General features: G+C 72.3%; 22 protein-coding genes and 3 tRNA genes. 11 read left to right on the top strand and 14 right to left on the bottom strand.

Annotated features, from left to right (window positions below; all coding sequences use genetic code 11):
- Positions 1–9: 9 nt before the first annotated feature.
- Both BGP03_RS03345 and BGP03_RS03340 read right to left on the bottom strand, forming a co-directional pair.
- Entirely contained in the window at positions 10–1,116 is a 1,107-nt protein-coding gene (locus BGP03_RS03345; protein ID WP_296369536.1) for an NDMA-dependent alcohol dehydrogenase, read from the bottom strand.
- 81 nt (positions 1,117–1,197) lie between these two features.
- Positions 1,198–2,478, bottom strand: a complete 1,281-nt coding sequence (locus BGP03_RS03340) for a HAMP domain-containing sensor histidine kinase (RefSeq protein ID WP_298800292.1) — start codon at positions 2,476–2,478, stop codon at positions 1,198–1,200.
- Positions 2,479–2,514: 36 nt separating this feature from the next.
- Between BGP03_RS03340 and BGP03_RS03335 the strand changes: the two genes are divergently transcribed.
- The 5 genes from BGP03_RS03335 to BGP03_RS03315 all read left to right on the top strand — a co-directional run bounded on the left by BGP03_RS03335 (position 2,515) and on the right by BGP03_RS03315 (position 6,723).
- Positions 2,515–3,174 carry a response regulator transcription factor gene (locus BGP03_RS03335; RefSeq protein ID WP_296369532.1) on the top strand — a complete coding sequence of 220 codons (660 nt, stop codon included), beginning with the start codon at positions 2,515–2,517 and terminating at the stop codon, positions 3,172–3,174.
- A gap of 135 nt (positions 3,175–3,309) precedes the next feature.
- Positions 3,310–3,720: a sterol carrier protein gene (locus tag BGP03_RS03330; RefSeq protein WP_296369530.1), complete on the top strand. Its 411-nt coding sequence runs from the start codon at positions 3,310–3,312 to the stop codon at positions 3,718–3,720.
- A gap of 56 nt (positions 3,721–3,776) precedes the next feature.
- On the top strand, positions 3,777–4,046 hold the full coding sequence (locus tag BGP03_RS03325) for a hypothetical protein (RefSeq protein WP_296369528.1): 270 nt from the start codon (positions 3,777–3,779) through the stop codon (positions 4,044–4,046).
- A 47-nt stretch (positions 4,047–4,093) separates the two neighbouring features.
- The gene (locus tag BGP03_RS03320; protein ID WP_298800291.1) at positions 4,094–5,569 is read left to right on the top strand and encodes a PLP-dependent aminotransferase family protein; all 1,476 of its coding nucleotides are present in this window, start codon (positions 4,094–4,096) and stop codon (positions 5,567–5,569) included.
- A gap of 56 nt (positions 5,570–5,625) precedes the next feature.
- Complete coding sequence (locus tag BGP03_RS03315; protein ID WP_296369525.1) at positions 5,626–6,723, top strand: CaiB/BaiF CoA-transferase family protein; 1,098 nt, start codon at positions 5,626–5,628, stop codon at positions 6,721–6,723.
- A 113-nt stretch (positions 6,724–6,836) separates the two neighbouring features.
- On the opposite strand, the gene rplA is transcribed toward BGP03_RS03315, so the two are convergent.
- From rplA to BGP03_RS03260, 11 genes are all read right to left on the bottom strand, one after another.
- Entirely contained in the window at positions 6,837–7,559 is a 723-nt protein-coding gene (rplA, locus tag BGP03_RS03310; RefSeq protein WP_296369523.1) for a 50S ribosomal protein L1, read from the bottom strand.
- Positions 7,560–7,635: 76 nt separating this feature from the next.
- On the bottom strand, positions 7,636–8,070 hold the full coding sequence (gene rplK / locus BGP03_RS03305; protein ID WP_296369521.1) for a 50S ribosomal protein L11: 435 nt from the start codon (positions 8,068–8,070) through the stop codon (positions 7,636–7,638).
- A 56-nt stretch (positions 8,071–8,126) separates the two neighbouring features.
- On the bottom strand, positions 8,127–9,017 hold the full coding sequence (nusG, locus tag BGP03_RS03300; RefSeq protein WP_298800290.1) for a transcription termination/antitermination protein NusG: 891 nt from the start codon (positions 9,015–9,017) through the stop codon (positions 8,127–8,129).
- Between the two features lie 48 nt (positions 9,018–9,065).
- On the bottom strand, positions 9,066–9,404 hold the full coding sequence (secE, locus tag BGP03_RS03295) for a preprotein translocase subunit SecE (RefSeq protein WP_296369517.1): 339 nt from the start codon (positions 9,402–9,404) through the stop codon (positions 9,066–9,068).
- Between the two features lie 43 nt (positions 9,405–9,447).
- Positions 9,448–9,523, bottom strand: a tRNA-Trp gene (locus BGP03_RS03290).
- A gap of 93 nt (positions 9,524–9,616) precedes the next feature.
- Positions 9,617–9,826: a hypothetical protein gene (locus BGP03_RS03285; RefSeq protein ID WP_296369515.1), complete on the bottom strand. Its 210-nt coding sequence runs from the start codon at positions 9,824–9,826 to the stop codon at positions 9,617–9,619.
- Positions 9,827–9,903: 77 nt separating this feature from the next.
- The gene (locus BGP03_RS03280; RefSeq protein WP_298800302.1) at positions 9,904–10,338 is read right to left on the bottom strand and encodes a MaoC family dehydratase; all 435 of its coding nucleotides are present in this window, start codon (positions 10,336–10,338) and stop codon (positions 9,904–9,906) included.
- A 5-nt stretch (positions 10,339–10,343) separates the two neighbouring features.
- Positions 10,344–10,784 carry a MaoC family dehydratase N-terminal domain-containing protein gene (locus BGP03_RS03275; RefSeq protein WP_296369513.1) on the bottom strand — a complete coding sequence of 147 codons (441 nt, stop codon included), beginning with the start codon at positions 10,782–10,784 and terminating at the stop codon, positions 10,344–10,346.
- A gap of 2 nt (positions 10,785–10,786) precedes the next feature.
- Positions 10,787–10,954: a 50S ribosomal protein L33 gene (rpmG, locus tag BGP03_RS03270; RefSeq protein WP_172157673.1), complete on the bottom strand. Its 168-nt coding sequence runs from the start codon at positions 10,952–10,954 to the stop codon at positions 10,787–10,789.
- A gap of 39 nt (positions 10,955–10,993) precedes the next feature.
- Positions 10,994–11,069 (bottom strand) — tRNA-Met (locus BGP03_RS03265).
- Between the two features lie 44 nt (positions 11,070–11,113).
- Positions 11,114–11,186: transfer RNA gene (locus BGP03_RS03260), tRNA-Thr, on the bottom strand.
- Positions 11,187–11,568: 382 nt separating this feature from the next.
- On the opposite strand from BGP03_RS03260, the gene BGP03_RS03255 reads away from it, so the two are divergent.
- From BGP03_RS03255 to BGP03_RS03230, 6 genes are all read left to right on the top strand, one after another.
- Positions 11,569–11,781, top strand: coding sequence for a hypothetical protein (locus BGP03_RS03255; protein ID WP_296369508.1), 213 nt, complete (start codon positions 11,569–11,571; stop codon positions 11,779–11,781).
- Positions 11,778–14,753 carry a LuxR family transcriptional regulator gene (locus tag BGP03_RS03250; protein ID WP_298800289.1) on the top strand — a complete coding sequence of 992 codons (2,976 nt, stop codon included), beginning with the start codon at positions 11,778–11,780 and terminating at the stop codon, positions 14,751–14,753. The genes BGP03_RS03255 and BGP03_RS03250 overlap by 4 nt, the downstream gene beginning before the upstream one ends.
- A 34-nt stretch (positions 14,754–14,787) precedes the next feature.
- The gene (locus tag BGP03_RS03245; RefSeq protein ID WP_296369504.1) at positions 14,788–16,443 is read left to right on the top strand and encodes an alpha/beta hydrolase; all 1,656 of its coding nucleotides are present in this window, start codon (positions 14,788–14,790) and stop codon (positions 16,441–16,443) included.
- Positions 16,444–16,539: 96 nt separating this feature from the next.
- Complete coding sequence (locus tag BGP03_RS03240) at positions 16,540–17,808, top strand: cytochrome P450 (protein WP_298800288.1); 1,269 nt, start codon at positions 16,540–16,542, stop codon at positions 17,806–17,808.
- Positions 17,805–19,478 carry an AMP-binding protein gene (locus tag BGP03_RS03235; protein ID WP_298800287.1) on the top strand — a complete coding sequence of 558 codons (1,674 nt, stop codon included), beginning with the start codon at positions 17,805–17,807 and terminating at the stop codon, positions 19,476–19,478. The genes BGP03_RS03240 and BGP03_RS03235 overlap by 4 nt, the downstream gene beginning before the upstream one ends.
- Positions 19,479–19,596: 118 nt before the next feature.
- On the top strand, positions 19,597–19,812 hold the full coding sequence (locus BGP03_RS03230; protein WP_298800286.1) for a hypothetical protein: 216 nt from the start codon (positions 19,597–19,599) through the stop codon (positions 19,810–19,812).
- A 9-nt stretch (positions 19,813–19,821) separates the two neighbouring features.
- Here BGP03_RS03230 and BGP03_RS03225 read toward each other — a convergent pair whose 3' ends face one another.
- Positions 19,822–20,037 (bottom strand): hypothetical protein, encoded by a 216-nt coding sequence (locus BGP03_RS03225; protein WP_296369497.1) that lies wholly within the window; start codon positions 20,035–20,037, stop codon positions 19,822–19,824.
- Positions 20,038–20,387 lie beyond the last annotated feature (350 nt).

Here is a 20,387-nt window from a genome sequence, read left to right as displayed (position 1 = left end):
AGCCCTTCGTCAGTAACGGATGAGTCCTCGGATGTTGCGGCCCTGACGCATGTCCTCGTAGCCCTGGTTGACCTCGTCGAGGGAGTACTCGCGGGTGATCAGCTCGTCCAGCTTGAGCTGCCCGAGGTTGTACATCTCCAGCAGGCGCGGCACGTCGTGCTGCCCGTTGGACGAGCCGAACAGGGCTCCGCGGACCTGCTTCTCGTAGAGCGTGAGCTCCAGCAGCGACAGCGACGCCGTCTCCTCGGTGGCGTGCCCCAGCGCCGTGACGACCACGCGCCCCTTCTTCCCGACGAGCTGGAGCGCCGACTGGAGATCGGAGCCCTCGGCCACGCCGGTGGTGATGATCGCGGCCTCGGCGAGCTGGCCGCGGGTGATCTCGGAGACGGTGTTCCAGGCCTCGTCGATGCTGGCGGCCACGTGGGTGGCCCCGAGCTCGAGGGCCTTCTCGCGCTTGAACGCCACCGGGTCGACGGCCACGACGTAGCGGCAGCCCGCGATCTTCGCGCCCTGCACGGCGTTGGCGCCGATGCCGCCGATGCCGATGACGACGGCGGTGTCGCCCGCGCGCAGCTCGGCGGTGCGCACCGACGAGCCGAACCCGGTGGTGACGCCGCAGCCGACGAGCGCCGCCAGGTGCAGCGGAAAGCCCTCGTCGATCTTCACGACGGACTTGACCGGGACGACGGTGTGCTTCGCGAACGTGCCGAGCAGGCACATCTGGCCGATGTCCTCGCCGCGCGCGTGGAAGCGGTACGTGCCGTCGAGCTGCGGGCCCAGGGTGGCGCCGGCGCCGTCGTCGCAGAGGCTGGTGTAGCCGCGCACGCAGTAGCTGCAGCGGCCGCAGGACGGCAGGAACGTCATGACGACGGGGTCGCCGACCTCGACGTCGGTGACGCCCGGGCCGATCTCGATCACGCGCCCGGCGCCCTCGTGGCCGCCGACCATCGGGTACGAGACGGGCAGGTCACCGGTGATCATGTGCTCGTCCGAGTGGCACAGCCCGCTGGCCGCGAGCTCGACCATCACCTCACCGGCGTTCGGCGGGTCGAGCTCGACCTCCTCGATCTCCCACTTGCCACCCTGCTCCCACAGCACCGCTGCCGTCGTCTTCATGGGGGCATGATGACGTGGACCGCCGGTAACGCGCACCGGCCCGGCCGTTCCCCCGCTGGCCCGCAGGTGCCAGACCACCCGTCAGGGTGACGCCGGCAGGGGCAGTTCCAGGTGCGCCACCAGGCCGCCGCCGTCGCGGGGCTGCAGGGACAGCTCGCCGTCCATGGCGGCCACGATCGTCTCGACGATCCACAGGCCCAGCCCGGCTGTGCCGCGCCGCTCCCCCAGTGCCACGCCCTTGGCCGTCACCAGCCCCTCCTGACCGGGGGGCAGCCCGGGCCCGCGGTCGCGCACCTCGGCGACGAGACGCCCGTCGGCGTAGGTGAGATCCAGCTCGACGGCGGCGTCGCCGCTGTGGCGGGCGGCGTTCTCCACGAGGTTGGTGAGCACGCGGCGCAGCCGTTGCGGGTCGCAGCGCACCACCGCGTCGGACGGCTCGACGCGCGGCACCCGCCGGAGCGGAGCCACCCCGGCGGCGTCGAGGACCGCGTCGGCGAGCTCGGCCAGCCGCACCGGCCGGTCCCGCACCCGGCCGAGCGGGCTGCCGTCCTGGACCGCGACGTCGGCGAGGCCGTCGAGCATGTCGCGCAGGTGCACGGCGTGCTCGGCGAGCAGCCCGATGGCGACCGTCCGCGACGCGTCGGAGAGCCGGTCGAGGTCACGCGTCAGCGCCGTCAACGACGCGACGGGCGTGCGGAACTCGTGCAGGACCACCCGGACGCCGTCCATCCGGGCCTCCTGGGCGGCGAGCAGGCGGGCCCGCAGATCGCGCTCCTCCAGGAACGCCTCGTGCTCGGCCGCCGCCCGCGCCCGGGACTCGGCCGCGGCGACGAGCTGCCGTTCCAGCATCCGCACGAGCACCCCGACCAGCACCGCGGTGGCCACCAGGTAGCCCGTCCACCAGGCCCCCGCGAGCCAGGCGTGCGACGTCGGCTGGTCGGCGTCGGTGCCGAGCACCGCGGCGACCGTGAAGCCGAGGCCGGCCAGCAGGGCCGCGAGCCGGCCGATCACCGCCCCACCGCGGACCGATGCCGCGATGACGACGAGCGGGAGCAGCGCGACCATGATGCTGTCGGCGCCGCCGGTGAGGCCGCAGATCACCAGGACCAGGACGCCGTCGAACGTCGTGGCCAGGCGGGGCGGCAGGATCTGCCGGCCGACCCGCTCCGCCACGGCGATCGCCACGGCGTAGCCGAGCGTCAGGACGATCAGCACGACCACCGTCCCCAGGCGACCCCGGGCCAGCTGGGGTCCGATGAGAACGGCCAGACCGATCGAGAGCACCACCAGCAGCCGGATCGCCGACGCCGTCCGCTGCTCCAGCGTCCGTGCTGCGCTGTCGACCTCGGTGAACGCGGTCATCGCTGCTCCTCCGCCACCCCACTAGAGTCGCTGATCGTGCGCGACGGCCGGTACGTGGTGGTCATCGTCGACGATCACGCGCTCTTCGCGCAGGGCCTGACCCTGCTGCTGGAGTCGCGGGCCGGCGACCGGTTCGTCGTGGCCGGGTCCGTCACCGCGGGCGAGGAGGCCGTGGCGCTCGTCGGGCGTGAGGGAGCCGACATCGCCATCATCGACCTCGCCCTGCCCCCGCTCGGGGGGGTCGAGACGATCCGCCGGGTGAGCGCGGCCTACCCGGACACCGCGATCCTGGCCCTGTCGGGCACCGAGGACCTCGACCTCGCCGCGGCCGCGCTGCGCGCCGGCGCGTCGGGGTTCCTGGGCAAGTCGGCCGATCCCGAGGTGCTCGTCGCGCCCCTGCTCACCATCGCCGCCGGGGTGCGCGTGGTGCGAGGCGACCTGCTCGATGCGCTGCTCTCGGCGGGCGACCGCACCGGGAACGGGATCGTGGACCGCCTCGGCAGCCGGGAGCTGCAGCTCTGGGCCCTGCTGGCCCGCGGCCTGGAGACCAGCGAGATCGCCAAGCCCATGCTGGTGAGCGAGCGCACGGCGAAACGGATGATCGCCTCCCTGCTGCACAAGGTGGGCGCGGCCAACCGGATCGAGGCCGCCGCACTGGCCGGGCGCTACGGCCTGCTGGACTCCGGCACCGACTGAACGACATCGGCTGAACGACGGCGGCCGGCCGCTGGCCCGCGCGGGCCGGACGTGGCCCTTTCGTGGGCTCGCGCGGGCCTGTGCGACCCGCCAGACTCTGTCGATCGATCATCCGACAGCGAGAGGGGCTGCGCCGTGGCGGCGTTCACCGACGAGGCCGAGGTCTACGAGTTCCTGGGCGGGGTGTTCCGGACGGGCATGGAGGATGCCGAGCTCGTGGCGAAGCTGAAGCCCTCCGGCGTGGTGCTGCGGATCACCTACTCGGACCCGGCGGCCGTCATCACGGTCGACATGCCGAACGCGGAGATCTTCGAGGGTGCGGGCCAGGGCCCCCAGCCCAACGTCGAGCTGCACATGAGCGCCGACACCGGCAACAAGTTCTGGCTCGGCAAGGTGGTGCTCCCGGTCGCGCTCGCGAAGGGACAGGTCCGCGCGAAGGGTCCCGTGGCGAAGCTGCTGAAGGTCCTACCGCTGGCCAAGGGCCTCTTCGGGCCCTACCGCGCGAGCCTCGAGGCCGCCGGCCGCCAGGACCTGCTCACGGCCTGATCCCCCGTTCGGTCGTCGGTACTGCCGACCGAACAGCGGTAGCCGATACTCCGTCAATGGATGTCGTCTGGCTCGACGTGCAGATGTGGACCGGTCTGCGGGGCCACTTCCACCCCTTCCTCGACGTGGCCTGCGACCCGCCGGAGCCGGTGCCGCAGGTCGAGGGCGACTGGCAGCGCTGGGCCACGCTGAACCTCGGGTCGGTGGCGGCGCACGAGCAGTGGCAGTCCGGCCGCTACAGCTACACCGCCGAGCGACGCGACGACGGTGGGCGCGCGGTGGAGGTCTTCGCCCACGGGGTGTGGGACTGGAGCGGTCCACCGTGACCTGAATTGGCCCTGTACAGCAGGGCCGGTTCCGGGAAGGTGGACGAGTGGACTCCTCAGACCTGGAACGGCGCATCGGCGCCCGCAGCTTCGCCCGCCTGCTGGGCGACTGGCGGCCGCCCGACGGCCGCGGCCTCGCCGGGGCGCTGACCGACCGCATCCGGCTCCTCGTCCTCGACGGGCGGCTGCCGCTCCAGACGCGGGTGCCCGCCGAGCGCGAGCTGGCCGGCGCGCTGGAGGTCAGCCGCACCACCGTCGCCAGCACCTACGACGCGCTGCGCGACGCCGGGGTGCTGCGCAGCAGGCGCGGCTCCGGCAGCTGGACCACCCTGCCCGACGGCCGGCCCGGGGCCACGGCCCCGTTCTCCCCGCACGGCGACCGGGCCCTGTTCGACCTCGCCCACGCCTCCCCGCCCGCTCCGGCCGAGGCGATCCGCGCCGCGTCGGCCGCGGCCGTCCAGGACCTGGACGCCCACCTCGGCGGCCACGGCTACGACCTGCTCGGGCTGACGGCCCTGCGCGCCGCGATCGCCGACCGCTTCACCGCCCGGGGCCTGCCCACCACGGCCGACCAGGTGCTCGTGACGGCGGGCGCGCAGAACGCGATCGGGCTGGTCCTGCAGGCGCTCGCCGGCCCGGGCGACCGGGTGCTCGTGGAGCACCCGACCTACCCCAACGCGCTCGACGCGATCCGGGTCCGCGGTGGGCGGCCGGTACCCGTGCCGATGGGGCCCGGCCCCCACGGCACCGGGAGCTGGGACCTCGACCTGCTCACCGCCGCCGTCCGGGACGCCGCACCCCGGCTCGCTTACCTGATCCCGGACTTCCAGAACCCCACCGGCTCGGTCCTCGACGAGGACGGGCGGAGGCGGATCGTGGAGCTGGCCCGCCGCACCGGCACCACGCTCGTCGTCGACGAGACGCTCGCCGAGCTGCCGCTGGAACGGCCGGCGCCGCCCCCCGTGGCCGCGCACGGCGGGGCCGACTCGCCGCTCGTGATCACCGTCGGGTCGGCCAGCAAGATCTTCTGGGGCGGCCTGCGCATCGGCTGGGTCCGCACGTCCGCGCCGATGGTGCGCAGGCTCGCGGCCACCCGGTCCGCCACCGACCTCGGCGGCCCGGTGCTCGAGCAGCTCGTCGCGGCGCGGCTGGTCGCCGGCATCGAGCCGGTGGCCGTCACCCGGCGTGCGGAGCTCGCCCTGGCCCGCGACCACCTGGTCGCCCGGCTGGCCGACACCTTCCCGCAGTGGCGCCCGTCGCGACCGTCGGGCGGACTGAGCCTGTGGGTGGATCTCGGTGAGCCCGTCTCGAGCCGGCTGGTCGGTGCCGCCCGGCGGCACGACGTGCTGCTGGCCGCCGGTCCGCGGTTCGGGCTCGACGGCGCGTTCGAGCGGTTCCTGCGCCTGCCCTTCACGCTGCGCCGCGACCAGATCGACGAGGCGCTGGCCCGGCTGACCCTCGCGTGGCGGGAGATCGACGGCGCCGCCGCGGCCGCCGACACCGAGCCGATCGCGGTGGCCTGAGAACGGTCAGGGCTGACCGTATAGTGCAGGACACTCGAACCAAACGGAGGTGTCACGTGGCCCGGAGCGGACCGCTCGCCGGACTCAAGGTCGTGGAGCTCGCCGGTATCGGACCGGGGCCCCACGCGGCGATGATCCTGGCCGATCTCGGGGCCGACGTGGTGCGGGTCGACCGCCCGACGGGCGCGCTGCAGCTCGGCGACGCCGCCTTCCCGGACCCGACCCTGCGCGGTCGGCGCCGCGTGGCCGCCAACCTGAAGGACGCCGAGGGCCGGGAGACGGTGCTGCGTCTCGTCGAACACGCCGACGTGCTGCTGGAGGGTTTCCGGCCCGGCGTCACCGAACGTCTCGGGGTGGGTCCGGAGGACTGCCACGCCCGGAACCCGAAGCTCGTCTACGCCCGGATGACGGGCTGGGGCCAGGACGGCCCGATGGCCCAGCGCGCCGGCCACGACATCAACTACATCTCGCTGACGGGTTCCCTGCACGCGATCGGCCGCAGGGGCGAGCGGCCGGTGCCCCCGCTGAACCTCGTCGGCGACTTCGGCGGCGGCTCGATGCTGCTGGTCATCGGCGTGATGTCGGCGCTCTGGGAGGCCCAGCGCTCCGGGCAGGGGCAGGTGGTCGACGCCGCGATGGTCGACGGCGTGTCCGTGCTCAACCAGATGTTCTGGGGCTTCCTCGGCCAGAAGTTCTGGATCGACGAGCCCGACTCCAACCTGCTCGACGGTCACGCGCCGTTCTACGACACCTACACCTGCTCGGACGGGCGGCACGTCGCCGTCGGGGCGATCGAGCCCCAGTTCTACGCGGCGATGCTGGAGGGCCTCGGCCTCACCGGCGCCGACCTGCCGGCCCAGATGGACCGCGAGCGCTGGCCCGAGCTGCGCGCCCGCCTCGTGGAGGCCTTCGCGTCGAGGAGCCGCGACGAGTGGGCGGCGGTGTTCGCCGACACCGACGCGTGCGTGACACCGGTGCTGGCGTTCGGCGAGGCGTCGGCCCACCCGCACCTGGCCGCCCGCGCCACCATCGTCGAGAACGACGGCGTGCCCCAGGCCGCCCCGGCCCCCCGCTTCTCCCGCACAGGGACGGAGGTCCCCGGCCGCGCGAAGACGCCGGAGTCGGTGGACGAGGTCCTGTCGGACTGGAAGTAGCCCCGCCGCCCACCCACCCGCCACCACGTGCCGGTTGGGGCGATCGGTGGGCTCTGACAGCACAGCACCCCCTGTCGCCGCGGCGACAGGGGGTGCTGGCTGTGCAGGTGCCCTCAGGCGGACGGGGTCTCGTCCACCAGGAGGTTGCGGGTGCGCAGCGGGTCGACCGGGATGCCGGGGCCCGTGGTGGTGCTCACCGTGATCTTCTTGATGTAGCGGCCCTTGGCGGCCGACGGCTTGGCCCGCAGGATCTCGTCCAGCGCGGCGCCGTAGTTCTCCACCAGCTTCTCGGTGTCGAACGAGGCCTTGCCGATGACCAGGTGCAGGTTGGCCTGCTTGTCGACGCGGAAGTTGATCTTTCCGCCCTTGATGTCCTGGACGGCCTTGGTGACGTCCGGGGTGACGGTGCCCGTCTTGGGGTTGGGCATCAGGCCGCGCGGACCGAGGATGCGGGCGATGCGCCCGACCTTGGCCATCTGGTCCGGGGTGGCGATGGCGGCGTCGAAGTCCAGCCATCCGCCCTGGATGCGCTCGATCAGGTCCTCGGCGCCCACGACGTCGGCGCCGGCGGCCTCGGCCTCGGCGGCCTTGTCGCCGGTGGCGAACACGATGACCGTGGCGGTCTTACCGGTTCCGTGCGGCAGGTTCACGGTTCCGCGGACCATCTGGTCGGCCTTGCGGGGGTCCACGCCGAGTCGCATGGCGACCTCGACGGTGGCGTCCATCTTGGTGCTGCCCGTCTCCTTCGCCAGTGCGGCGGCCTCGAGCGGGGTGTAGAGGCGGTCGGCCTCGATCTTCTCCGCCGCCTGGCGGTAGACCTTGCTGCGCTGTGCCATCTTCTGTCCTCTGCTAGCTGGTCAGTTCGTGGTCGCGAGCCGCGCCCGGCTCTCCCACGCGTGCGTGTGGGGCTGGTCAGCCCTTGATCGTGATGCCCATCGACCGGGCGGTGCCGGCGATGATCTTGGCGGCCTGGTCGATGTCCTTGGCGTTGAGGTCACGCATCTTGGTCTGCGCGATCGACTTCACCTGGTCCATGGTGACCGTGGCGACCTTCTTGATGTGCGGCTCGCCGCTGCCCTTCTCGACACCGGCCGCCTTGAGCAGCAGGCGCGCGGCGGGCGGGGTCTTGAGCTCGAACGAGAACGAACGGTCCTCGAACACGGAGATCTCGACCGGCACCACGTCGCCCCGCTGGGACTCGGTGGCCGCGTTGTAGGCCTTGCAGAACTCCATGATGTTGACGCCGTGCTGACCGAGCGCGGGGCCGACGGGCGGCGCGGGCGTGGCCGCACCGGCCTTGATCTGGAGCTTGATGATCGCGGAGAGCTTCCGCTTCTTGGGAGGCATGTCTTTGGTTCCCTGTTTCCGGTTGAGCGCGCTGCGACCTGCCGACGCAGCGAGGTTCAGATCTTCGAGACCTGGCTGAAGGCCAGCTCGACGGGGGTTTCGCGGCCGAAGATGGACACCAGCACCTTGAGCTTCTGGGCGTCCACGTTGACCTCGTTGATGGTGGCCGGGAGCGTGGCGAAGGGGCCGTCCATGACGGTGACCGACTCGCCGACCTCGAAGTCGACCTCGACCGAGGACTTGCCCTGCGACGATCCGCCGGACGACTTGCCGCCGGTGGCCTCGTCCTTCTTGGGCTCGACCTTCGGGAGGAGGAACTTGATGACCTCGTCGTGGGTGAGCGGCGACGGCTTGGACGTGGCCCCCACGAAACCGGTGACGCCCGGCGTGTTGCGCACGGCGCCCCACGACTGGTCGTTGAGATCCATCCGGACCAGGATGTAGCCGGGCAGCACCTTGCGCTGCACCTGCTTGCGCTGGCCGTTCTTGATCTCGGTGACCTCCTCGGTGGGCACCTCGACCTGGAAGATGAAGTCCTCCACGTCGAGCGTCTGCACGCGGGTCTCGAGGTTGGTCTTGACCTTGTTCTCGTAGCCGGCGTAGGAGTGCACGACGTACCAGTCGCCGGGGGCGCGACGCAGGGCCGCGCGCATCTCCTCGACCGGATCGGCGTCGGGGTCGTCGCCCGACTCGTCGGCGGTGGCGACCTCGGGGGCCTCGGCGTCCCCGGCCTCCTCGGCCTCGACCGTCTCGGCGGCCGCACCGGCGGTGTCGGTGTCGTCCTCGTCGGTGTAGTCGCTCGACGCCACCTCGGCCCCGTGCACGGCCTCGACGTCGGCCTCCTGCACCGCCTGCTCGGGCAGGTCGGCGTCAGGGGATGCCTCGTCGACCGCCCTGATCGCGGCCTCGTTGGCGTCGATCGACGGGTCGCCGTACTGGGAACTCACGATGTACTCGATTCCTCTTCGTCCGTGTCGTGCCGGGTTGTGCGTGACTCAGGTACCGAACAGGAACAGCACACCCTGCGCGAACACGAAGTCCAGCAGTGCCACCAGCGCGATCATGAACGATACGAAGACCAGCACGACGATCGTGTAGGTGACCTGCTGCTTGCGGGACGGCCAGATGACCTTCCGCAGCTCGGCGACCACCTCGCGGAGGAAGCGGACGAGCCTGTCCGGCAGCGAGACCTTGGGCGGTCGGGTGTCGCGGACCGCAGTGGCCCGCCCCTTCCCGCCCTCGCTCGGGGCAGGACCGGAGCGTCGACCCCGACGGTCGGCAGCGGTGCGCGGGCGCTCCTGCCCGGTACCGTCCGCCTCGCGTTCCTCAGTCACGCCCTGATCCTCCAGCCGATTGCCGTGCACTTCTCCCACACAGTGGCAGGGGTGACAGGACTTGAACCTGCAACCTGCGGTTTTGGAGACCGCTGCTCTGCCAGTTGAGCTACACCCCTAGACCAGCAACGCACCATCGGGTGCGTCCAGCGAATCGAGTGTACGGCACCCCGGGATCACCCCGGAAACCGCACACCCGATCCGCACCGGAGCTACTTGTCGAGATCGCCCAGCGCGACGAGCGCGGCGGCCCGGGTGGCGTACTTCCACTTCCCGAGGTCGGCGACGGTCTTGATGCCCAGACCCTTGAGGACCTCGTCGTGCTTCTCGGTGAGTCCTTCGAGCGCCGACGGCGGGGCGGCCAGGATCTCGGCGGCCGTCTTGTCCTCCCACGCCTTGTCCACCAGCTTCGCGAACTTCATGCGTTCCTCCACAGATCGATTGCCGGACGCGCGCAGCATCGACCCATCACCGGACCGCGGCAACCGCGACGCGCGGGTCAACCCGGTAGGACGACCTCGGCGGTGGCCCGGCCCAGCACCGTCTTCCCGTCGAACACGGCGGTGATGGCCACGCGGGCGACGCGGGCGCCGTCCTCGGCGTCGGCCACGTCGGTGACGTCGGTGACGTCGGTGACCTTGCCGGAGAACTCGACGAGCGCGCCGTCGTCGTCGTCCGGGACGACGACGGGCCGGGTGAAGCGCACGCCGTAGCTGCGCACGAGCGCGGGATCGCCCACCCACTGCGTGACGAGCCTGCCGGCGAGCGCCATCGTCAGCATCCCGTGGGCGATGACGCCGGGCAGCCCGACGGAGCCGGCGACACGGTCGCTCCAGTGGATCGGGTTGAAGTCGCCCGACGCGCCCGCGTAGCGGACGAGGTCGGCGCGGGTGACGCGCAGGGACAGCGGGGGGAGCTCCGTGCCCTTCTCGATCGCGCTCACAGCTCCCCCTGGGTGACCAGCATGGCGGTGGTGGTGGCCACCGCGGCGCCGTCGGCGTCGGTGACCTCGCACCGCAACGTCAGCATGAGGCTGCCGGCGCGGGCCTTGAGGTCCTCGACGTGGATGACCGTGGTGAGCTCGTCGCCGCCGACCACCGGACGGTGCAGGGTGATCGACTGGTCGGCGTGCACCATGCGCGCGTAGTCCCAGCCGAACGCGGGGTCCTTGAGGAACTCCGTGATCAGCGGGAGCGTGAACGTCACCGTGAAGGTGGGCGGCGCGACGAGATCGGCGTGGCCGGCGGCGCGGGCGGCGTCGATGTCCGTACACACAAGTGCGCCCTCGCCGATGGCGAGGGCGAACTCACGGATCTTCTCGCGTCCCACCCGGTACGTGACCGGGTCGAGCGCACGTCCGACGAAGGAGGTGTCGACCACCCTCAGCGGGTCTCGCGGTGCTCGCGGTGCGTGCCGCAGTTCGAGCAGAACTTCTTGACCGCGAGGCGGTCAGGATCGTTGCGGCGGTTCTTCTTGGTGATGTAGTTGCGGTGCTTGCACTGCTCGCACGCCAACGTGATCTTCGGCCGGACGTCCGTGGCCTTACCCATGATGGGTGCCTCCTGCTTGCTTGTCTGAGCTGGTCAGTCTGGTAGCGGTGGCCGGACTTGAACCGGCGACACAGCGATTATGAGCCGCTTGCTCTACCAGCTGAGCTACACCGCTTTGTTGAATTAGCAGAGCGCGAGGCCGTACATGCCTCCTCGCAGAGCCCCTTTACGGAATCGAACCGTAGACCTTCTCCTTACCATGGAGACGCTCTGCCGACTGAGCTAAAGGGGCGGCCGGCCGCCATCCCTGGCGGCCTGGGCAACTCTACACAACACCCGGGGCCGCCAGGAAACGGGTACCCGTCACCAGCTCGACGTCGTGACCACCGCAGCCGGGACACCCCGGACCTGCGCAGGCCCGGCCGGCAGACCTTCCCCCCTCGTGCCCGGATGCGGGTCACGGCGGCCTCGATAACGGTGGGGGCGGGCGTCGGCGCAGTGGCGGGCGAGGCGGCGTGGCGGGCGCTGCCGGACCCGTTCGGCCGGTGGCCCACCGATCCCCGCGCCGACCAGCCGGTCGGGCACACCGGGGGCGACGGGGTAAGGGGGTGATCCGGACCGGACGACGTGATCGACCGATGTGAGGGGGCGGGCCTCAGGGCGAATCTCGTCCCATGTTCCTCAACAGCACGTTCTCCGGCATCGAAGCCGACGCCCACCGACAGGCCCTGCTCGACCAGGCCGCGCACCACCGGCTCGTGAAGCTCGCCCGGCGGGCCGCCCGCGCCGGGACGAGGGTGACGACGCCGCCACCCCCGCCGACGGTCCTCCCGGAGCAGCTTCCGCACAATCACGACGAAAACCGTCGGTACGCCGTGTCACGATGACCGGCGTGGCGCGGCTGGGCATCGGGATCGGGCTGGTCGGACGCCGACACGAGGTGTCGGCGCTCGGCTCGGCGCTCGACCGTGCCCGGGCCGGCCGCCCCACCGGCGTGCTGCTCTCGGGGGACGCCGGGGTCGGCAAGTCCCGGCTCGTCACCGAGACCAGCGCGCGTGCCTCCGGGTCGGGTTTCACCGTTCTCGTCGGGCGCTGCCTCGACTCCGCGGCCACGTTGCCCTACCTGCCGTTCACCGAGATCGTCGGACGGCTGGCGGCCACCCGGCCGGAGCTGGTGGCCGCCCATCCGGAGCTGCGCCGGCTGCTCCCGAGCCACCGCGCCGCCCCTGATCCCGTCCCCGAGGATCGCGAGCTGGGCCAGCTCCGCGTCTTCGACGCCGTGCTGTCCGTCCTCGACGAGCTCACCGCGTCGTCGCCGGCGCTGCTGGTGATCGAGGACCTGCACTGGGCCGATCGCTCCAGCCGTGACCTGCTCGTCTTCCTGCTCTCCCGGCTCACCACGCAGCGGCTCGTCGTGCTCGCCACCTACCGCACCGACGACCTGCACCGCCGCCACCCGCTGCGGCCGGTGCTGTCGGAGCTGGTGCGGCTGCCGGCCGTCGAACGCGTCGATCTCGCGGCGCTGGGCCCCGACGATGCGCTCGACCTGGTGCGCAGGCTCGCCGACGGCACGCTCCCGGAGCCGCTGTTGCGCCGGGTGGCGCAGCGGAGCGAGGGCAACGCGTTCTTCGCCGAGGAGCTGGTCTCCGCCTCGTCCGACGGGCTGCCGCACGGGCTGGCCGAGGTGCTGATGGCCCGGGTCGAGGCGCTGGAGCCGGCCACCCAGCAGGTGCTGCGCATCGCGTCGGTCTCGGGCAGGCGGGTGCGCCACGACCGGCTCGCCGCGGTGTCCGGCCTGCCCGACGCCGAGCTGGAGCAGGCCCTGCGCGATGCCGTCACCCACCACGTCCTCGTGCCCGAGGCCGGCGACGGCGACGTCTACTCCTTCCGCCACGCGCTGCTGCGGGAGGCCGTCTACCACGAGCTGCTGCCCGGCGAGCGCAGCCGGCTGCACGCGGGCTACGCCGAGCACCTGGCCGCGCACGCCGACGAGCCCGGGGCGGCGGCCAAGCTCGCCCACCACGCGATGGCGGGCCACGACCTGCCGCGGGCCCTGGCGGCGTCGGTGCGGGCCGCGCAGGAGGCCAACGACCGGGAGGCCCCGGCCGAGATGCTGCTGCAGGCCGAGCGGGCGCTGGATCTGTGGAACGTCGTGCCCGACGCCGAGGCGGTGGCGGGGGTCGACCAGGCCACGCTCACCCGCTGGGCGGCGTGGGGCGCCAGCGCCACCGGCGATCCCGACCGCGGCATGGCCCTGGGCCGGCGCGCGCTCGAGCTCACCGACGAGCATCGCGACCCGGTGCTGGCCTCGGCCATCGGCCGGCGCTACGCGATGCGGCTGATGGAGCTCAGCGGCCACGAGCAGGAGACCGTCGACGTGGCCCGCCACGCCCTGTCGTTGGTGGTCGACGGGCCGCCCACCAGCGACGTCGCCTGGTGCCACGCCGTCATCGCGCGTGCGCTGATCCGGGTCGACCGCTGGGACGACGCCCGCGAGGCCGCCGAGGCCGCCCTGCTCGTCACGAAGGCGCTGCCCGACGAGGACCTGGCCGCCGTCGGGGCCACGGCCGACGCGCTCGTCACCGTCGCCCGCATCGACGAGTGGGAGCAGCGTCCCGAGCTGGCCCGGCAGCGCTGGGCCGAGGCACAGCCGCTGGCCCGCCGCTCGGGCAACCTCGGCGTGGAGCTGCGCGCCCACTTCAACATCGGCATGTCGCTGCTCGACGACGGGAAGCTCGCCGCGGCGAGCGCCGAGTTCGCCACCGGTGAGGCGCGCGCGGCCGAGACCGGCATCACGTGGAGCGGGTACGGGCTCGACATCCGCGTCGCCCACGTCGTCGCGCTGTTCCTGCACGGCGACTGGGACGAGGCCGAGGCCGCCGCGGAGCTCGCCGGCGAGGCGGTGTCGGTCTCGGTGGCCAGCCGGCTCACCGCGGCGGGCCTGCTCACCGCGGTCGCCCGCGGCCGGCTCGAGTACGCGGCCCGGCGCGCGGCCGAGCTCTACGACTCCCAACCGGCCGACGAGCAGGTCGTGCTGCTGCTCGGGGTGGCGGGCGCGGAGGCGGCGCTGTGGCGGGGCGACGCGGCCGAGGCCGGCCTGTGGGTGCAGGAGGCGCTCGACGGGCTGGACGCCATCTACGCCCACCAGCTCGGCGGCATCATGCTGGCCGCGCTGGGCATCGCGGCGCACGCGCAGCAGGCCGCCGAGGGCTCCGTCGACGCGGCCCGGGCCCTGCTGGCCGTGGCCGAGGAGACGGCCGCGAAGGGCATGCCGCGGGCCGGCACCCTCGGGCCCGAGGGCCGGTCGTGGCTGGTACGGGCGCGCGCGGAGCTCACCCGGCTCACCGGCCCCGATCCCGGCGCGTGGACCGAGGTGGTCGACGCGTTCGCGTACGAGACGGGCGAGGGCTGTTGCCCCAACGGGTACCGCCAGGCCTACGGCCGGGTGCGGCGGGCGGAGGCCCGGCTGGCCACGGCGCCGGCACCGCACACCACCGCCTCGCACGCCGAGCTCACAGCCGCGGTCACCGAGGACCTGCGCCCCGCGCTCGCCACCGCGCAGCACCTCGGCGCCGCTCCCCTGGAGGCGGCCGTGCGGGCTATGGCCCGACGGGCCGGGGTCCGGCTCGACGAGGCCGTCCCGCCGCGGGCCGCCGCACCGGATGTCCTCACCCCGCGCGAGCGCTCGGTGCTCGGGCTGGTCGCGGGCGGGCGCACCAACCGCCAGGTCGGGGCGGAGCTGTTCATCAGCGAGAAGACCGTCAGCGTGCACCTGTCACGGGTGATGGCGAAGCTCGGCGCGAGCAGCCGCACGGAAGCCGTCAGCATCGCCTACGCCCGGGGGCTGCTCACCCCGTGAGGCGGAGCACACCGGCTCGCGGCATGGTGTGCGCATGGCGATCCAGCGATCATCTCCCCGCCGTCGAGGAGCCGTGCTCGGCGCCGGCGTCGCGGCGCTCGTGGCGCTGTCGGCGTGCAGCACCGTGGCCGGCACGCCGTCCGCCGCCCCGGACGCGGCCACCTCGGGGGCGACGAACCCGGGCGCTGACGACGCGGCGCTGAAGACCTTCCTCGGCCAGAAGCCGACGTGGGGCCCGTGCACCGATCCCACCGGGTCCGCCGACGAGCGCAAGGCTCTCGCCGACCCGAAGTTCGACTGCACCACGATCACCGTGCCGTTGGACTACACGAAGCCCGCCGGCGCCACGGCGAAGATCGCCCTGTCCCGGCAGAAGGCCCTCGACCCGAAGGCGCGGATCGGGTCGCTGCTGGTCAACCCCGGTGGTCCCGGCGGCTCCGGCGTCGGGTTCACCCCGCAGATGTCCGACGGCGTCAAGACCGGCGAGGTGGCCCAGAAGTTCGATCTCGTCGGGTTCGACCCGCGCGGGGTCGGGGGCAGCACGCCCACCATCGACTGCTCGAACACCGCCGAGATCGACGCGCAGCGCGTCGAGAAGCCGTTCGACAGCACCCCGCAGGGCGTCGCGGCGGACGAGGCCGAGGAGAAGGCGTTCGCGAAGCGCTGCGTGGAGCGCACCGGGACGGAGGTGCTGGAGAACATCGGCACCCGTGACGTGGTGCGCGACCTGCGGATCATCCACAAGGTGCTCGGCGACGACAGGCTCAACTACATGGGCTACTCCTACGGCACGGCGATCGGCGCCGAGTACGCCGCGCAGTTCCCCACCGACGTGCGGGTCATGGCACTCGACGGCGCCGACGACCTGGCCCGCCGCGTCACCGACCCCGTCGGGGCGGCACTGGAGCAGCCGAAGGGCTTCCAGCTCGCGTTCACCAACTTCGCCACGGCGTGTGCCGCGGCGCTGAAGAGCCAGTGCCCGGTGGGCGCCGACCCGCAGGCCGCCACCGGCGTGCTGCAGAAGGCGCTGCGGCCCCTGATCGCCACCCCCGTCCCTGCCGCCGGGGCCGGGGCGGGGCGGACGCTCGGCTACAACGACGCGTCCGCCGCGGTGCTCCAGTCGATGTACTCGACGCAGCTGTGGGACCCCCTCGCGTACGGCCTCCAGAAGCTCTCCACGGGCGACGGGTCGGTGCTGCTGCAGATCGCCGACATCCTGCAGGGCCGCAACAGCGACGGGTCCTACAGCAACGAGCAGGAGGACCTGCAGGCAGTGAGCTGCGTCGACTCGCCGCCGGTCACCGACCGCAAGGTGGCCCTGGAGATCAGCACCCAGACGCTGAAGCTGGCGCCGCTCTTCGACAACGGCTACGGCCCGTCCGACGCGTTGGACGCGTGCGCGTTCTGGCCGGTGCCGCCCACCGGGCGCACCACCCCCATCGACGCCACGGGGCTGCCGACAACGCTGGTCGTCTCCTCGCTCGGCGACCCGGCCACGCCCTACGAGAACGGCAAGGCGCTGGCCTCCCAGTTGAAGTCCCGCCTGCTCACGGTGGACAACAACCAGCACACGGTGGTCCTGCAGGGCCTCAACAAGTGCGCCGACGCCATCGCCACCCGCTACCTGGTGGACGCCGTCGCCCCCGCTCAGGATCCGTCCTGCGCGGCGGAACGGCCGCCGGCGAACTGAGGCCCCTCCGGGCCACGGGTTGGCGCGATCGGCCCCTTGAGTGCTACCCCGTGGTAACTAGGGTGGGGTGATCCGCCGCACATCGAGAGGTCGCCGATGACCGCTACAACCTGGACGGGCCGTCCGGACCTGTCCGACATCGAGAACTTCTGGACCGCCCCGATCGCCGAGCGGGCCGCGGCGTTCGCCGCGCTCCGCGAGCGCGAGCCGGTGCCCTTCTACGAGGAACCCCAGTTCTCGATCCTGCCCAAGGGGCCCGGTTACTACGCCCTCACCCGGCTCGACGACGTGGTCGAGGCGAGCCGCAACCCGGCGATCTTCACCTCGGGCGCGGGCTCCACGAACGTCGCGGACATGCCGCCGGAGTTCCTCGAGTTCTACGGCTCGATGATCAACATGGACGACCCGAAGCACGTCCGGCTCCGCAAGATCGTCTCGCGCGGGTTCACGCCGCGCCGGCTGTCCGCCCTCACCGACGAGGTGGCGAGCACCGCACGCGCGATCGTCGACGACGTGATCGACGCCGGTGAGTGCGACGCCGTGCGCGCCATCTCCGCCCGGCTGCCCCTGAAGATCGTCTGCGACATGATGGGCGTACCCGACAGCCAGTACGACTTCGTCTACGACAAGTCGAACATCGTGCTCGGGGCGAGCGACCCGGAGTACGTCCCGGACGCCGAGAACATCATCGTGGCGCTGCTGCAGGCCGGCAACGAGCTGGCCGAGCTCATGCGCGACCTCGGCCGGATTCGGGAGAAGAACCCCACCGACGACCTCACGTCCGCGCTGGTCAACGCGGAGATCGACGGCGGCAGGCTCACCCCCGACGAGCTGGCGAGCTTCTTCATCCTGCTGGTCGTGGCGGGCAACGAGACCACCCGCAACGCCATCAGCTGGGGCCTGCACCTGCTCACCGAGAACCCCGATCAGCGCGACATCTGGCTCTCCGACCTGGACGGCGTCACCCCCACCGCGGTGGAGGAGATCGTCCGCTGGGCGTCACCGGTGATCTTCATGCGGCGCACCCTGGCCGTCGACGCCGTGCTCGGCGACCGGCCGATGACCGCGGGCGAGAAGGTGCTGCTGTTCTACTGGGCCGCCAACCGCGACCCGAAGCACTTCACCGAGCCCGACGTGTTCGACGTCCGGCGCTCGCCCAACCCGCACGTCGGCTTCGGCGGCCCGGGCCCGCACTTCTGCCTGGGCGCCCACCTGGCGCGGCGCGAGATGTCGGTGATGTTCCGGGAGCTGCTCACGCGCGTGCCCGATATCCACACCACGGCCGAGCCGCGCCGCCTGCAGTCGATGTTCATCAACGGGATCAAGGAACTGCCGGTGGCGTTCACCCCGGGTGGCAAGCGGTGACGGGCACGCTGAACTACCCCGAGGTGCCCGTCGGCGCGATCCTGGCCGGGTCGGCACGGCGCTTCGGCGACCACACCGCGCTGCACTACTACGGCCGCGAGATCAGCACGGTCGCCCTGTACGAGCGGGCGTGTGCGTTCGCCAACGCGTTGATCAGCCACGGCATCGGACGCGGCGACGTGGTGGCCATCCACCTGCCCAACTGCCCGCAGTACGCCATCGCCTACTACGGCATCCTGCTGGCGGGGGCCACGTTCTCCCCCACCAACCCGCTGCTGCCGCCCGCCGACCTCGCGTTCCAGCTCGCCGACTGCGGTGCCGTGGCCGCGGTGAGCTGGGTGCCGGCGACGCAGGTGTTGCTCGCCGTGCAGGCACAGACGGCGATCCGGCTGGTGATCGCCACCGACCGCGAGCAGGCCACCGATCCGGCCCACCGGGTGGCGCTCGACGGCGCGGTGGACTTCGAGGCCTTCCACGCCGACGCGTCCACCGTCGACCCGGCCGTCCCGATCGACATCCACACCGACCTCGCCCACCTCGCCTACACCGGCGGCACCACCGGCCGGAGCAAGGGCGTGCAGCTCCCGCACCGCCACGTGGTGGTCAACGCGCTGCAGTACGCCTGCTGGGGCAGCGGTTCCGTGCCCGTGCTCGACGCCGAGGGCGGCGTCGTGCTGGACCAGACCGGCCCGGAGGACGAGTTCCCGACGCGCCTGGGCACCGGCGTGGCCATCAACCTCACCCCCTGGTTCCACGCGATGGGCACGATCGGCGCGCTCAACGTGCCCCTGTTGACCGGGTCCACCACCGTCCTGCACGAGCGCTTCGATCCGGGTGCCTACCTGGCCGACGCCGAGAGGTTCCACGTCACGAGCATGGGCGGGGCCCCGCCGCTGTTCGGTGCGCTGCTGCAGCACCCGGAGTTCGCCACGCGCGACCTGTCCGGCGTCCGCAGCATCTCCTCCGGAGCGGCCCCGCTCCCCGTCGAGATGATCAAGGCGATGCAGCGGCGGTTCGGCGAGGACGTCGTCATCGCCGAGGGCTACGGCCTCACCGAGGTGACGATGGGCGCCACCATCGGCCCGGGCGGCCGCTCTGCGGTGCGCAAGGTCGGTACCGTCGGCATCCCGGTCTACGACACCGAGGTCCGGATCATGGACGGTGACGAGGAGGCGGCCACCGGCGAGGCGGGCGAGGTCTGCATCCGGGGCCCGCAGGTCATGGTCGGCTACAAGGACCGGCCGGAGGAGACCGCGGAGGCGCTCGTCGACGGCTGGCTGCACACCGGCGACATCGGCACGCTCGACGCCGACGGCTACCTCTCCATCGTCGACCGCAAGAAGGACATGCTGATCTACAAGGGCTACAACGTGTACCCCCGCGAGCTGGAGGAGCTGCTCCACGGCCAGGCCGGGGTGCGCGGGGCGGCCGTGGTGGGGCGGCCCGACGTCATGGTCGGCGAGCTGCCGGTGGCGTTCGTGGTGGCGCCGGGTCTGTCCGAGGACGACGGGCAGGCGCTGCTCGCCGCCGTCAACGAGCTGGTCACGCCGTACAAGCGGCTCCGCGAGCTCTACCTGGTGGACGAGATCCCGGTGTCGGCGGCGGGCAAGGTGCTCAAGCGGGAGCTGCGCGAGCGGCTGGTCGACAAGCAGCCGGCCACGGACGGGTGATCCACTGAGCGCCGGCTAACGCCGTGCGGCCGGGCACCGATATCCCGGTCGTACGGCCACCCGGCATGCGCACCGGAACCGGACAAGCCCCGTTCCCCTCACGAAGCCCGGTGCCCCCATGTCTGCGCACGCCGTCATGTCCTCCGCCCACCGCAGCCGTGCACGCACGGTGAACAGCGGCCTCTCCCGCACGGTGAACGCCGTGGCCACGCTGGGCAGCCTCGTCACGCTCTCGGCGCTGCTGGTCCTGGCCGGGGCCGTCGGCGGACTCGTCGACGGCGCTCCCACCGGGCACGAGACCGTCACCGTCACGTTCGACAGCGCCGGCCACTGAGAGCAGGGCTCAGGCCGCCTCGGCCTGGGCCAACGGGGTCTTGAGCACGTGGTCCACCAGCCTCATCACGAGCTGGCCACCACCGAGCCGGTACCCGAACTCCTCCCAGGTGAGGAGCTCGCGCGAGAGCAGCTCCCCGACGGGGCCGGGATAGAGGCGGGTCACCCGGAAGGCGGCTGCTCGCAGCCGCATCTTCTCGTGGTGATCCATGGGTACTGGGGTCATGTCGACTCACCTCCGCAGTGTGGAGCGGTCCGGTGCACCCTCAGCGCTGAGACGCCACCCGTGGGGTGTCCATCGTGAACCACCGACGTGGCACCCAGATGAATCGTACCCGAAGAGTGACCGACATCTCACCCTCTGCGAACAACGCGTGTCCGCGCTGTAACCGACGGCGAACAGAGGGGACCAGGCCGGAGGCCGTCGACACCACTCGGGCGACGGCCTCGCAGCCCGTCGTGCTCCTCGCAGCCCGCCGGCGCGCTGCGAGGTGACACCGCGCGCTGCGAGGTCGAGAAAACCTGCAGTACCGGGGTGGGTTCGCGCCGACTACCGTGCCCACCATGATCACCCGC

This window comes from Pseudonocardia sp. 73-21 (assembly GCF_001899645.1).
Classification (GTDB): domain Bacteria; phylum Actinomycetota; class Actinomycetes; order Mycobacteriales; family Pseudonocardiaceae; genus Pseudonocardia.
The sequence above is the reverse complement of the archived record's forward strand: the minus strand, read 5'-3'. Positions and strand labels throughout refer to the sequence as shown.

Coding starts and splice junctions, on each gene's coding strand:
- BGP03_RS03225 (WP_296369497.1), bottom strand. CDS start 20,037: ATGACCCCAGTACCCATGGATCACCACGAGAAGATGCGGCTGCGAGCA.
- BGP03_RS03250 (WP_298800289.1), top strand. CDS start 11,778: ATGACCGGCGTGGCGCGGCTGGGCATCGGGATCGGGCTGGTCGGACGC.
- BGP03_RS03230 (WP_298800286.1), top strand. CDS start 19,597: ATGTCTGCGCACGCCGTCATGTCCTCCGCCCACCGCAGCCGTGCACGC.
- BGP03_RS03240 (WP_298800288.1), top strand. CDS start 16,540: ATGACCGCTACAACCTGGACGGGCCGTCCGGACCTGTCCGACATCGAG.
- BGP03_RS03345 (WP_296369536.1), bottom strand. CDS start 1,116: ATGAAGACGACGGCAGCGGTGCTGTGGGAGCAGGGTGGCAAGTGGGAG.
- rpmG (WP_172157673.1), bottom strand. CDS start 10,954: ATGGGTAAGGCCACGGACGTCCGGCCGAAGATCACGTTGGCGTGCGAG.
- rplK (WP_296369521.1), bottom strand. CDS start 8,070: ATGCCTCCCAAGAAGCGGAAGCTCTCCGCGATCATCAAGCTCCAGATC.
- BGP03_RS03285 (WP_296369515.1), bottom strand. CDS start 9,826: ATGAAGTTCGCGAAGCTGGTGGACAAGGCGTGGGAGGACAAGACGGCC.
- rplA (WP_296369523.1), bottom strand. CDS start 7,559: ATGGCACAGCGCAGCAAGGTCTACCGCCAGGCGGCGGAGAAGATCGAG.
- BGP03_RS03325 (WP_296369528.1), top strand. CDS start 3,777: ATGGATGTCGTCTGGCTCGACGTGCAGATGTGGACCGGTCTGCGGGGC.
- BGP03_RS03340 (WP_298800292.1), bottom strand. CDS start 2,478: ATGACCGCGTTCACCGAGGTCGACAGCGCAGCACGGACGCTGGAGCAG.
- BGP03_RS03255 (WP_296369508.1), top strand. CDS start 11,569: ATGTTCCTCAACAGCACGTTCTCCGGCATCGAAGCCGACGCCCACCGA.
- BGP03_RS03245 (WP_296369504.1), top strand. CDS start 14,788: ATGGCGATCCAGCGATCATCTCCCCGCCGTCGAGGAGCCGTGCTCGGC.